The organism is Clostridium sartagoforme, assembly GCF_004794105.1.
Lineage (GTDB): Bacteria > Bacillota > Clostridia > Clostridiales > Clostridiaceae > Clostridium > Clostridium sartagoforme_B.
In genome coordinates, this window is the sequence record NZ_SRYR01000020.1 from 1 (window position 1) to 13,565 (window position 13,565).

The 13,565-nt window shown below is 30.4% G+C and carries 9 protein-coding genes and 4 tRNA genes; all 13 read left to right on the forward strand.

From position 1 onward, the window contains the following. Nucleotides 1–76 precede the first annotated feature (76 nt). The 13 genes from E5347_RS16405 to E5347_RS16465 all read left to right on the forward strand — a co-directional run bounded on the left by E5347_RS16405 (nt 77) and on the right by E5347_RS16465 (nt 13,565). A tRNA-Met gene (locus E5347_RS16405) sits at nt 77–152 on the forward strand. A gap of 10 nt (nt 153–162) precedes the next feature. Next, nucleotides 163–239: transfer RNA gene (locus E5347_RS16410), tRNA-Met, on the forward strand. Nucleotides 240–242: 3 nt separating this feature from the next. After that, nucleotides 243–329, forward strand: a tRNA-Leu gene (locus E5347_RS16415). Nucleotides 330–878: 549 nt separating this feature from the next. After that, nucleotides 879–3,257, forward strand: coding sequence for a stage II sporulation protein E (gene spoIIE / locus E5347_RS16420; protein WP_136008305.1), 2,379 nt, complete (start codon nt 879–881; stop codon nt 3,255–3,257). A gap of 174 nt (nt 3,258–3,431) precedes the next feature. Then, nucleotides 3,432–4,820, forward strand: a complete 1,389-nt coding sequence (gene tilS / locus E5347_RS16425) for a tRNA lysidine(34) synthetase TilS (RefSeq protein ID WP_136008306.1) — start codon at nt 3,432–3,434, stop codon at nt 4,818–4,820. Between the two features lie 4 nt (nt 4,821–4,824). Beyond that, nucleotides 4,825–5,364: a hypoxanthine phosphoribosyltransferase gene (gene hpt, locus E5347_RS16430; protein WP_136008307.1), complete on the forward strand. Its 540-nt coding sequence runs from the start codon at nt 4,825–4,827 to the stop codon at nt 5,362–5,364. 58 nt (nt 5,365–5,422) lie between these two features. Next, nucleotides 5,423–7,225, forward strand: coding sequence for an ATP-dependent zinc metalloprotease FtsH (ftsH, locus tag E5347_RS16435; protein WP_136008308.1), 1,803 nt, complete (start codon nt 5,423–5,425; stop codon nt 7,223–7,225). 231 nt (nt 7,226–7,456) lie between these two features. Continuing rightward, nucleotides 7,457–9,127, forward strand: coding sequence for a formate--tetrahydrofolate ligase (locus E5347_RS16440; protein ID WP_136008309.1), 1,671 nt, complete (start codon nt 7,457–7,459; stop codon nt 9,125–9,127). A 132-nt stretch (nt 9,128–9,259) separates the two neighbouring features. Next, on the forward strand, nt 9,260–10,039 hold the full coding sequence (locus tag E5347_RS16445; protein ID WP_136008310.1) for a type III pantothenate kinase: 780 nt from the start codon (nt 9,260–9,262) through the stop codon (nt 10,037–10,039). A 6-nt stretch (nt 10,040–10,045) separates the two neighbouring features. Beyond that, nucleotides 10,046–11,026, forward strand: coding sequence for a tRNA dihydrouridine synthase DusB (dusB, locus tag E5347_RS16450; RefSeq protein WP_136008311.1), 981 nt, complete (start codon nt 10,046–10,048; stop codon nt 11,024–11,026). A gap of 208 nt (nt 11,027–11,234) precedes the next feature. Next, the gene (gene greA / locus E5347_RS16455; RefSeq protein WP_136008312.1) at nt 11,235–11,717 is read left to right on the forward strand and encodes a transcription elongation factor GreA; all 483 of its coding nucleotides are present in this window, start codon (nt 11,235–11,237) and stop codon (nt 11,715–11,717) included. A 13-nt stretch (nt 11,718–11,730) separates the two neighbouring features. Continuing rightward, on the forward strand, nt 11,731–13,236 hold the full coding sequence (lysS, locus tag E5347_RS16460; protein WP_136008313.1) for a lysine--tRNA ligase: 1,506 nt from the start codon (nt 11,731–11,733) through the stop codon (nt 13,234–13,236). A 258-nt stretch (nt 13,237–13,494) separates the two neighbouring features. Continuing rightward, a tRNA-Asn gene (locus E5347_RS16465) sits at nt 13,495–13,565 on the forward strand.

The following is a 13,565-nucleotide window of genomic DNA, read 5'->3' on the forward strand; positions in this document are numbered from 1 at the left end:
TTAAAATCCTGCGGTAGCGATACCGTACCGGTTCGATTCCGGTCTTCAGCACCAAGTTGAATTTAGCTTATAATATCGCGGGGTGGAGCAGTTGGCAGCTCGTCGGGCTCATAACCCGAAGGTCGTAGGTTCAAGTCCTGCCCCCGCAACCAAAAAACATATGGCGGAATAGCTCAGCTGGCTAGAGCACTCGGTTCATACCCGGGGTGTCGTAGGTTCAAGTCCTATTTCCGCTACCATACGCTGAAGTGGCGGAACAGGCAGACGCACAGGACTTAAAATCCTGCGGTAGCGATACCGTACCGGTTCGATTCCGGTCTTCAGCACCAAAACAGTTACAATTTATTTGTAGCTGTTTTTTTATGTCTAAAAAACTATATAAATATGTAGGAACTATATAGTACAACTCAGCTTATCAGTTCAGTTTTAAAAAAGTTATATATGTAGATAGTTTTAATTATATAAGGAACTAAAACTAATAAACTTATAAATAGAATTTACTTCTTTATTAATTGAATCACATCAATATAATTATTTTTTTATTAATCAGGTCATTTATCATATGTAATTATTTTTATTAATTAAGTTTATTATTATATGTAATTAAATTTGATACTAGAACTTATCTTAATTTTAAGTGTTCTTCAATAAAGTTCTAATAGTGACAAATTAGTATTGGAAATAGTATTAGAAAGTATGTTAATTAAGCAAGAAATTATACTTGTAACAATTTAAATCAACATTATTAAAGCTCAAAAAAAGAAAAATAGCAGTTATTGTCCTAAGAAAAAAATTTTTTAATACATCATCTGACATATATTTCTGAAGTAAGGTGATATAATTTAAAATACATTTTATGGAAATTGGAGGAGGACAATATGCAATATGGTGTTGATATATCAACTTATAAGAGGGTAGAAAATAAGAGGAAGGAATTAAAAATTCAGGGGACACCCATAAGGGCTGTAGCATCGTTGGTGATAGGATTTTTATTAAGTAGAGTATTATTATCAGCCACTATTGACATGGGAATAGCACCATTTGGTATTGCTTACCTTATAGGTATGAAGGGTGAAAGAGGTAAATATACTTTATTATCCTTAATTGGAGTTATAGCAGGATATTTATCTATAGGTGGTAACTTGGAGGGAGTGGCATCATACTGTATTGGTGCAGTTATCATAACATCCTATATAGAGATATGTAAAAGATTTGAAGTGAAGGGGAGAGATGTAGTAACATTCTTTTTAATTTTCTCAGTGTTTATAATATATAATATGTTAATTAATAATAAGCCTATAGAAGTTAATTTTATCTTTTCTTTATTAAAAACATTAAGTATAGTTCCTGTTAAATACATGATAAGTTATGCTCTAAGATGTATGGATGAACTTTCAAGTAATTATTTCTTCTCAACAGAAGAAATGATAAGTATAGGAATTTTAATATGCTTATTAATTGCAGGGATAGGAAATGCTAGTATATTTAACATACATTTAAGAAGTATTTTAGCATTAGCTACTATAGCTATATTTGCATATACAGGAGGAGCTGGACTTGGAGCTGCAATAGGAGTATCCATGGGATTCATTATAGGGATAACTAATAATGATATAATCACTGCAGTTACATTATATAGCTTATGTGGATTAATAATTGGAGTTTTTAGAGAAACTGGAAGGTTCTTTTCATCAGCTGCATACTCTATTATTTATTTTATAATTTGGATGTATTCAAATACATTTAATATATATGGAGGTATTGAAGTTCTATTATCTATAGTATTATTTATGTTTATACCAAAATTCTTAATTGATTCTATATACAAAGAGTTCAATCAAGATAAAAAGATAGAGGTTATAAATGATAATAGAATAAATGGTGTTAAGGGTGAATTTTTAGATAGATTAAATTCTATGAAGTCTATATTAGCATCATTATCTAACTCTATAATCAATTTAGGGGAAAATGATATTTTATCTTTAAATAATAAGGGATCTGCTATGGTAGAGAGTTTAGCAGATAGAGTTTGCTATAATTGTGAGCTTAGACAAAAGTGCTGGGATAGAAATTTACATTCAACTTTTGAAGGATTTTCAGAATTGTTAAGTAGTTGTGAAAGTAAGGAAATATATTTGCCAAAAACTTTAGATAAGGTATGCGTTAAAACTACAAGCCTTATGAAAAATGCTCAAGAGATAGTAAATAATTATACAGTTAATGAAGCTTTAAGAACTAGGCTTACAGAAGGTAGGAATATTATTGCTAATCATATGAATAATATTTCTGATACTATGGATGGAATGATTCAAGACTTTCAAAAGGATATATCTATTTGCACAGAAATAGATAAACTTTTAAGAAAGGCTTTTAATAGAAGTAAAATAGATTATTTAGATGTTTTTTCTTATTTAGATAGAAGAGGAAGGATGAAGATTAAAGTTATAACAACTTCTTCTAATAGTGAAAGGTATTGTGTGAAGAATATTATTCCTGTAATTAACACTCTAGTTAAAGTGCCAGTATCTATAGCCAATAATGGAGTGATGATTGATCCTGAAACAGGGGAATCTACTATTATAATAGAAGAAACACCAAAATATCATATGATGTCATATGTAGCCTCAAAGCCTAAAGAAGGTGAAACAGCTATTGGTGATAGTCATAGTTTTTCTAATAATAATGATGGAACTTATATAACCATAATCAGTGATGGAATGGGTTCAGGAGAAGAAGCCAGCTCTGAAAGCAGTTTAGCTGTTGATTTAATTCAGAAATTTATAGAAAGTGGATTTAGTGAAAAGACTGCAATTAATACCATTAATTCTGTTATGGCTATGAAATTTAATGAAGATGAAAAATTCACAACTATGGATTTAGGTGTAGTAGACTTATATACAGGTGATGTGGAATTTATAAAGATTGGTGGAGTTGTAAGCTTTATTAAAAGAGGAGAAGAGATAAAGGTAGTTAAATCAAACACTTTACCTTTTGGAATTTTAGATGATGTTGATTATAGCTCTGAAAAATTAAAACTAAAACATGGAGATATTATTATATCCATTAGTGATGGTGTTTTAGATATAGATAAAAATAATATAGGAAGTTATTATTGGCTATTAGAATACTTAGAATATGCAGATACAAATCCAGCAGCTCTTGCTAATGATATCTTAGAAAAGGCTATAGCTTTAAGTGGTGGAAAGGTAAAAGATGACATGACTGTATTAGTATCTAAGTTATACTCAATATATTAAAAAATAGCAATATAGATGAGATTATAGATTATCTCATCTTTTTATTTGAAAGATTAATATTATTAAATATAGATAGAATTAAAAATGTAAAAATTAACTAACATTTTTTATTTACAGAAGAAGATGTTAAGGTTATTATAAATATATTATAAAAAATTACTAAGGAGTATTGTTGTGAGAGATAAAGTAAGGGATTTTATAATAGAAAATAAATTGATAGAAAAAGGAGATAAAATCCTAGTAGCTCTATCTGGAGGGCCTGATTCTGTTTGCTTACTTAATGTTCTTTATAGTCTAAAAGAGGACTTTAATATTATAATAGGAGCAGCTCATGTAAATCATATGTTAAGAGGTGATGAAGCCCTAGCAGATGAGGAGTATTCAAAGTCTTTATGTAAGAACCTTGATATAGAATTTTATGTTAAGAAAATAGATATAGACAAAATTTCTAAAGAAAAAAATATATCTCATGAAATGGCTGGAAGAGAAGAAAGATATAAATTCTTTGAAACTATAAAAAATCATCATGGATATAATAAGATTGCTGTTGCTCATAATGCAAATGATCAAGCAGAAACTATCATTATGAATATGATGAGAGGAACAGGAATTGAGGGGCTATGTGGAATTAGAAGCAAAAGAGAAGGAGGAATAATAAGACCTATCCTTTGTTTATCTAGAGAGGAAGTTGAGTTATATTGTAGCTCTAATAATTTAGAGCCTAGAATAGATAAAAGCAACTTAGAAAATATATATAGTAGAAATAAAGTAAGGTTAGATATTATTCCATATATGAAGGAAAATTTCAATAAAGATATAATTAACACTTTAAATAGAATGGCTAACTTGATTCAAGTAGATAATGACTTTTTAGAGAAGGAGACATCAGATAATTTTAAGGTATATTGTAGTAATACTAGTGATGCTTTAATAATATCAAAGGAAGCTTTTAATTTAGATAGGGCAATTATATCAAGAATAATTAGAAAAGCCTTTTTTGAATTTACAGGTAAGTATAGTAATTTTGAGATGAAACATATATATGATGTTATAGAATTATCTAAAAACACAACTAATAAAAGAATAGATCTTACTAACAATGTATTAGCTGAGAATATATATGGAGATATATATTTAAAATTAAAGGATAATATAATAAGAGAATATAAAGAAGTTGTGATAAATAAAGGAGAATTAGACAATACTGATATATGTTATGGAAATTATAATGTAAGATTCAATATTATTAGAAATAAAAATAATATAGATTTTTCTAAGAATGTATTAATAAAATATTTTGATTATGATAAGATAGAGGAAAGGCTCGTTATTAGGAAAAGAAGGAATGGCGATAAAATGTTGCCATTAGGAATGAAGGGAAACAAAAAGGTAAAAGATATTTTTATGGATCTGAAAATACCAGTAGATGAAAGAGACAAGATTCCGGTTTTGTGTTTTGATAACGAAATAGCCTGGCTAGTAGCGCATAAAGTTTCTGAAAAGTTCAAAATTACTAAAGAAACTAAAAATATTATAAAAATTACTTTTGCTAGGAAGGGATAAAAAAATGATAAAAGACATAGAGAAAGTATTACTTACTGAAGAACAAATTGTTAAAAGAGTTAAAGAAATAGGAAATGAAATTAGCAATGATTACAAAGGAAAAGACTTATTAATAGTAGGTATTTTAAAGGGATCAGTTATGTTTGCATCTGAGCTTATAAAAAATATTACTATACCAACAGAAATTGATTTTATGGCTGTATCTAGCTATGGAAATTCTAGTGAGACAACAGGTGTGGTTAGAATCTTAAAGGATTTAGATCATAGTATAGAAGGAAAAGACATAATAATAGTAGAAGATATTATAGATAGTGGAGTTACTTTAGATTATTTATTAAAATATCTAAAAGCTAGAAAAGCAAATAGTATAGAAATAGTTACTTTACTAACTAAGCCAGCAAGAAGAAAAGTAGACATTAATGTAAAGTATTGTGGATTTGAAGTTCCAGATGAGTTCCTAGTAGGTTATGGATTAGATTATGCTGAAAAGTATAGAAACTTACCTTATGTAGGAATTTTAAAGGAAGAAGTATACAAAAAGTAATGTAATATGTAGTATAATAAGGCAATATAATAAAAACTAGAAGAAAGGGGGGCCTTGAATGAAAAAATATTCAAGTGCAACAGTATGGATATTTCTTATAGCAATTTTATTCTTATCTGCAACTTTCCTGTGGAATAGCGGAAAGATGGCAGATGAAATATCATACAGTGATTTTCAACAAAAATGGGTTAGTGATGAAATAGAGAGTGTTAATGTTCAGCCAGATAAGATGTCAATTTCGGGTAAGACAAGAGATGGTAAGCAATTTGTTACATATGCTCCAAGCGAAATGGTGCAAATGTTAATGGCTCAAACTCCAAAGGATGACATAAGGGTGGATTTTAAACAACCTTCAAATAGTAGTCTTTGGATTAGTTTAATACCAACATTATTAATTATGGTGTTAATATTTGTATTCTTCTTTATGATGACTCAGCAATCTCAAGGTGGAGGGGGCGGAAGAGGCGTTATGAATTTTGGTAAAAGTAGAGCCAAAATGATGTCTCCAGATGCCAAAAAAGTTACCTTTGGTGATGTAGCAGGAGCGGATGAAGAAAAGCAAGAACTAGAAGAAATAGTAGATTTCTTAAGGCAACCTTCGAAGTACACTGAAATGGGAGCTAGAATACCAAAGGGTGTCTTATTAGTTGGGCCTCCAGGTACAGGTAAAACTTTATTAGCAAAAGCTGTAGCTGGTGAAGCTGGAGTTCCGTTTTATAGTATTTCAGGTTCAGATTTCGTTGAAATGTTTGTTGGTGTTGGTGCATCAAGAGTTAGAGACTTGTTTGAACAAGCTAAAAAGAGTGCTCCATCATTAGTGTTTATTGATGAAATAGATGCTGTTGGTAGACAAAGAGGAGCAGGTCTTGGTGGTGGCCATGATGAAAGAGAGCAAACATTAAATCAATTACTAGTTGAAATGGATGGTTTTGGTGCTAATGAAGGAATTATTATGATAGCAGCTACTAATAGACCAGACATACTAGACCCTGCATTATTAAGACCAGGTAGATTTGATAGACAAATAGTAGTTGGAGCACCTGATGTTAAGGGAAGAGAAGAAATATTAAAGGTTCATACTAAAAAGAAACCTTTATCTGAAGATGTAGAATTAAAAGTATTAGCAAAGAGAACTCCAGGATTTGTTGGAGCAGATTTAGAAAACTTAGCTAATGAAGCAGCTTTGCTTGCTGTTAGAAGAAGTGAAAAGCTAATTGGAATGACAGAATTTGAAGAAGCTATAACAAGAGTAATAGCAGGACCTGAAAAGAAGAGTAGAGCTATTAATGATCATGATAGAAGACTTACTGCTTATCATGAAGCAGGTCATGCAGTAGTTATGCAATTACTTGAGCACTGCGATCCTGTACATGAGATAAGTATTATACCAAGAGGTATGGCTGGTGGTTACACTATGCATTTACCAACAGAAGATAGATCATACACTTCTAAATCTAAGTTAAAGGATGAAATGGTAGGATTATTAGGTGGTAGAGTTGCTGAAAAGATAATTTTATCAGATATTTCAACTGGAGCTAAAAACGATATAGATAGATGTAGTGCTATAGCGAGAGCTATGGTTATGGAGTATGGTATGAGTGATAAACTAGGTACTATATCCTATAGTGCAGATAATAATGAAGTCTTCCTTGGAAAGAACTTAGGCCATGGTAGAAACTTTAGTGAAGAAGTTGGAGCTGAAATAGATAAGGAAGTTAAGAAATTTATAGATGAAGCATATGATAAGGCTATAAATTTATTAACTGAAAACATTAATAAGCTTCATGCTGTAGCAGCAGTTTTATTAGAAAAAGAAAAAATTGATGGTGAAGAATTCGTTAAAATCTTCAATGAAAACTAATATTAGAGGGGTTGTCTTATGACAACCCCTCAATTAATAATTAATAAAAATTAGGGTTTATTATAATATATACAAACTATTAATTAAACATAAAGAAATATGAATAGACAAAATACGAACTATTTTATACAAAATTATAAAAATGTTCGAAAAAACTTTAATTGATTAGTAGTAAGTGGTATAATTTGTTTATTAAATTTAAGAAATAATCATTGGGTAGGAGTGTGTTTTATGAAAAGTGATATACAAATAGCTCAAGAAGCTAAGATGGAGCCTATTACAAAAATTGCTGGAAAATTAAATTTAACTGAAGATGATATAGAGCAATATGGTAAGTATAAGTGTAAAATATCATTAGATGTTTTTGAAAAGTTAAAAGATAAGGAAAAGGGTAAGCTAGTATTAGTAACGGCTATTAACCCAACTCCAGCAGGAGAAGGGAAATCTACAGTTACAGTTGGTCTAGGTCAGGCTTTATGTAAAATGAATAAGAATGCTGTAATAGCATTAAGAGAACCTTCTTTAGGACCTGTTTTTGGAATTAAAGGAGGGGCTGCTGGTGGCGGATATGCTCAAGTAGTTCCAATGGAAGATATAAATTTACATTTTACAGGAGATATGCATGCAATAACAAGTGCAAACAACTTATTAGCTGCGGCTATAGATAATCATATTCATCAAGGAAATGCTCTTAAGATAGATTCAAGAAGAATAGTATTCAAGAGAGTAATGGATATGAATGATAGAGCTTTAAGAAATATAGTTGTTGGACTTGGCGGAAAACTAAATGGATTTTTAAGAGAAGATGGATTTATGATTACAGTTGCATCTGAAATTATGGCTATATTATGTTTAGCTAATAATCTTTCGGATCTTAAAGAAAGAATGGGTAATATAGTAGTAGCATATGATTTAGATGGTAGACCAGTTTATGCTAAACAATTAGAAATCCAGGGAGCAATGGCGTTACTGATGAAGGATGCAATTAAACCTAATTTAGTTCAAACATTAGAAAATACTCCTGCTATAATTCATGGTGGACCTTTTGCTAATATAGCACATGGTTGTAATTCAATAATAGCTACAAAGATGGCTTTAAAACTTGGCGATATAGTAGTTACAGAAGCTGGTTTTGGAGCAGACCTTGGAGCAGAGAAGTTTTTAGATATTAAGTGTAGATATGGTGGTTTAACTCCAAATTGTGTAGTTATAGTAGCAACTGTTAGAGCCTTAAAGAATCATGGGGGAGTTAGTAAAGAGGAGTTAGGAGTTCCAAATGTAGAGGCATTAGAAAAGGGAATTACTAATTTAGAAAAACAAATTGAAAATATTAAGAAGTATAATGTTCCTGTAGTGGTAGCTATAAATAAGTTTGTTACTGATAGTGATGAAGAGGTAAAGTTTATTAAAGAATATTGTGATAAGCTTGGCGTAAAAGTGGCTTTATCTGATGTATGGGCAAAAGGTGGCGAAGGTGGAATAGAACTTGGGGAAGTTGTATGCGATATATTAGAAAATGAAGAATCTAACTTTAAGCCAATATATGAAATAGAATCTAGCATTGAAGAAAAAATAAATACAATTGCAAAAGAAATTTATGGAGCAAGTGGAGTAGTATTTACTGCAAATGCTAAAAAGCAAATAACTGAACTAGAAACCTTTGGTTTAGATAAGCTTCCTATATGTATGGCTAAGACTCAGTACTCATTATCTGATAATCCTGCTTTAAAGGGAAGACCAGAAAACTTTGAGATTACAGTAAAAGAAGTTAGAGTATCTAATGGAGCTGGATTTATAGTTGCTTTAAATGGTGATATTATGACTATGCCTGGGCTGCCAAAAGTACCAGCAGCTAATAGAATGGATATTTTAGATAATGGTGAAATACTAGGATTATTTTAATTATACAATTTACAACACTTGACAAATAAATTCTAATTGTTAAAATTAAATTGTTAATTTTGCTTAGAGAATATTTATTTAAATGAGGCAGCTTTAAAAAGCTGCTTTTAATTGTATTAAGGTGGTGCTTGTATGATTCTAGTAGTAGACGTTGGGAATACAAATATTGTGTTAGGGGTATATAAGGATTCTAGGAATATTGCAGGATGGAGAATATCAACTGATGCCAAGAAAACTTCAGATGAATACTCTATTAAAGTAATGCAACTTTTTCTTCAAAGTGATTTAAATCCTAAGGAGGTAAAAGGAATAATAATATCGTCTGTTGTTCCTAATATAATGCACTCTTTAGAAAATATGGTTAAGAAGAGCTTTGGTATTAATCCTTTAATTGTAGGACCAGGTGTTAAAACAGGAATTAATATTAAATATGATAATCCTAAGGAAGTTGGGGCAGATAGAATTGTAAATGCTGTAGCAGCTCATGATAAGTATAATAAAGATTTAATAATTATAGATTTTGGGACAGCAACTACCTTTTGTTCATTAACAAAAGATGCAAATTATCTTGGAGGATGCATTACACCAGGAATTAAAATATCATCTGATGCACTTTTTGATAGAGCAGCAAAGCTACCTAGAATTGAACTTGAAACGCCTAAGAGTATAATATGTAAAAATACCGTTACAAGCATGCAAGCTGGTATTATTTATGGATACATAGGTCAAGTAGAGTATATAGTAAATAAAATGAAAAAAGAAATGATGGATCATGGTACAGAGGAACCTTTCGTAATAGCAACAGGAGGACTTGCAAAACTTATTGCTAAAGAAACTGATGTTATAGACAAGGTAGATTCTAGTTTAACATTAGAGGGGTTAAGAATTATATACGAAAAGAATAAGGAGTAGTATAATATGAAAATTGGAAACCTAGAATTTGAAAATAATGTTTTTCTAGCACCTATGGCAGGAGTTACAGATATATCCTTTAGAGGATTATGTAAAGAAATGGGTTGTGGCTTAGTATATACTGAAATGGTAAGTGCAAAAGCTCTATATTATGAAAATGAAAATACTAAATCATTACTTAGGATATCTGATGAAGAAAGTCCAGTAGCTGTTCAAATCTTTGGGAATAATCCTAAGATTATGGCAGAAGTAGTACAAAAGCATTTTAATGATAGAGAAGATGTAGCTTTAATAGATATTAACATGGGATGTCCAGTTAATAAGATAACTAAGAATGGAGAAGGGTCTGCATTACTTAAGCATCCAGAGCTTGCAGCCAATATTGTAAGAGAAATAAAAAAAGTTTCTACAAAGCCAGTTACAGTTAAATTTAGAAAAGGTTTTGATGAAGGTAGCATAAATGCAGTAGATTTTGCTAAAACACTTGAAGATGCAGGAGTAGACGCATTAGCTATACATGGAAGAACTAAAGAACAAATGTATGAAGGTAAGGCTGATTGGGATATAATAGGTAAGGTTAAGGAAGCAGTTTCAGTTCCTGTTATAGGAAATGGAGATGTTTTTACTGCGGAAGATGCCTTAGTTTTAAAGAATAAAACTAATTGTGATGGCATAATGGTTGCTAGAGGAAGTATGGGCAATCCATGGATATTTAAGCAAATTGAAAATAAGTTAAAGGGACTTCCACCTTTAGAAATAACTTATAATGACAAAATAGATATGTGTTTAAGACATTATGAGTTAGCAATTAAGTACGATGGAGAGAGAAAAGCTATTAGAGAGATGAGAAAGCACTCTAGTTGGTACTTAAAGGGTATGCCAAAAAGCAATGATATAAGATCTATTATAAATACTTTAGATGAAAGTAGTGCAGTTATAGATGTGTTAAATAATTATAAGAAAGTTTTAATAGAAATGAATGAATAAAATATTATTTATGTAATTATTTGAATATTAATATGTTTTGCGAATAAATATATTAAAAATAAGTACAATATTATCTATTAATAAAATACTTATAAATTAGATTTATTGACATATAGTAATTGCTGATTTATAATGTTTTAAATGATTTTGACAATATAAGACTTATTATTAGGTTTTAAATATAGTGTAAATTGAAGGGGAGAAAATCATGAGTGAAGCTAAAAAGTTCGTAATGACATACGAAGGAGTTAAAAAATTAGAAGAAGAATTAGAGTTTTTAAAAACTGTAAAGAGAAAAGAGATTACTGAAAAAATAAAGGTAGCTTTAGGATATGGAGACTTAAGCGAGAATTCTGAGTATGATGAAGCAAAAAATGAGCAAGCTTTTACTGAAGGAAGAATAATACAATTAGAAAATATGTTAAAAAATGCTTCAGTTGTTGATGAATCAGAAATTCCTACAGATATAGTTGCAGTTGGGTCAATAGTTAAGGTTAAGGATTATGATTTCGATGAAGAAGTTGAATATTCAATAGTAGGATCAGCAGAAGCAGACCCTATGAGCTATAAAATATCTAATGAATCACCTGTAGGAGCAGCTTTATTAGGTAAAAAGGTTGGAGAAATAGTAGAGGTTTCAGTACCAGGTGGAATTAATAAATTTGAGGTACTAGGAATAAGAAGAGAGTAACGGAGGGATATCAATGTCAACTGATGAAATGAATATACAAGAGCTAGAATCTCAGTTCAGTGAGCAAGAGGCTTTAAGAAGAGAAAAATTAGTGGAATTACAAAACCAAGGTAAGGATCCTTTTGACGTATATAAAGTTGAAAGAACTCATATGTCAGAAGAAGTTAAAGAGAATTATGAGACATTAGAAGGTGCAACTGTAACAGTGGCAGGTAGAATCATGTCCAAAAGAGGTCAAGGTAAGGTTGTATTCTCTGATATTCATGATAGAGATGGCAGAATCCAATTATTTATTAAGATAGATGAAGTTGGTGAAGAAGCACTAAAGTCATATAAAACTTATGATTTAGGTGACTGGGTAGCTGCAACAGGAGAAGTTTTCAAAACTAAGACAGGAGAAGTTTCTGTTAAGGTTAAAGCTTTTGAATTAATTTGTAAGTCTTTAAAACCACTACCAGAAAAGTGGCATGGTTTAAAAGATCCAGATTTAAGATATAGACAAAGAGAAGTAGATATGATATCTAATCCGGAAGTTAAGCTAAACTTTATTAAGAGAGCTAGTATACTTAAAGGAATTAGAGAATTCTTAGATAATAGAGGGTTTATTGAAGTTGAAACACCTATGTTAGCACCAATAGCAGGGGGAGCTTCAGCAAGACCATTTATTACTCATCATAATACTTTAGATATAGATATGTATTTAAGAATTGCACCTGAATTATACTTAAAGAGATGTATAGTTGCAGGATTAGAAAAAGTATATGATATGGGAAGAACTTTCAGAAATGAAGGTATGTCAGTTAGACACAACCCAGAATTTACTATGATAGAATTATATCAAGCTTTTGCTGATTATAATGATATGATGGAATTAACTGAAAACATGGTAGCTGCTGTATGCGAAAAAGTTAATGGAACTACTAAGGTTATGTACCAAGGTACTGAAATAGATTTTGCACCACCTTGGAGAAGAATTACTATGGTTGATGCAGTTAAAGAGCATACAGGTATAGATTTTAATGAAATTAAATCTAACGAGGAAGCTCAAGCTATAGCTAAGGAAAAGAATTTAGAATTTAAGAAGAAGCTTGATCATGTAACTAAGGGTGAAGTATTAAATGTTTTATATGAAGAATTCTGTGAACAACATATGATTCAACCAACATTTATATGCGATTACCCAGTAGAAATTTCACCTCTTACTAAGAAGAAGAGAGGAAATGAAATGTTTACTGAAAGATTTGAAGGATTCGTATTCGGTAGAGAAATATGTAATGCTTATTCTGAGTTAAATGATCCAATCGTTCAAAGAGAAAGATTTAATCAACAAGAAAAAGAAAGAGAACTTGGTGATGATGAAGCTTATATGATAGATGAAGAATTTATGAGTGCATTAGAAACAGGTATGCCTCCTACAGGTGGTTTAGGAATAGGTATAGATAGACTTATAATGTTCTTAACAGATTCTGCTTCAATAAGAGACGTTATTATGTTCCCTACAATGAAACCTATAAAGTAATGAAGAATTAAGAATGGAAAATGAAGAATTATTGAAAAAACTTATAAGGAGTTTTAGAAATTAAGTTGTTTAGTAATTTAAAGCAAATTAAATCAATGATTATTTATTTCTAATTTTAAATGTTTAATGGGGCTGTTTGTGTAACAGCCCCATTTTTATCTTTAAAATATAAAATTAATAAAATGTATTAGAAAAATTTTTGCTAAAAACACTTGCATTATTAGTAAAAGTTGATATAATAACTAATGTAGTAAATATTCCGCGATAGCTCAACGGTGGAGCACTCGGCTGTTAACCGATAGGTTGGAGGTTCGAATCCTCTCCACGGA

Excerpts from the sequence above, each read along its gene's own strand:
- greA (WP_136008312.1), top strand. The coding sequence starts at position 11,235 with ATGAGTGAAGCTAAAAAGTTCGTAATGACATACGAAGGAGTTAAAAAA.
- dusB (WP_136008311.1), top strand. The coding sequence starts at position 10,046 with ATGAAAATTGGAAACCTAGAATTTGAAAATAATGTTTTTCTAGCACCT.
- spoIIE (WP_136008305.1), top strand. The coding sequence starts at position 879 with ATGCAATATGGTGTTGATATATCAACTTATAAGAGGGTAGAAAATAAG.
- ftsH (WP_136008308.1), top strand. The coding sequence starts at position 5,423 with ATGAAAAAATATTCAAGTGCAACAGTATGGATATTTCTTATAGCAATT.
- lysS (WP_136008313.1), top strand. The coding sequence starts at position 11,731 with ATGTCAACTGATGAAATGAATATACAAGAGCTAGAATCTCAGTTCAGT.
- E5347_RS16445 (WP_136008310.1), top strand. The coding sequence starts at position 9,260 with ATGATTCTAGTAGTAGACGTTGGGAATACAAATATTGTGTTAGGGGTA.
- hpt (WP_136008307.1), top strand. The coding sequence starts at position 4,825 with ATGATAAAAGACATAGAGAAAGTATTACTTACTGAAGAACAAATTGTT.
- E5347_RS16440 (WP_136008309.1), top strand. The coding sequence starts at position 7,457 with ATGAAAAGTGATATACAAATAGCTCAAGAAGCTAAGATGGAGCCTATT.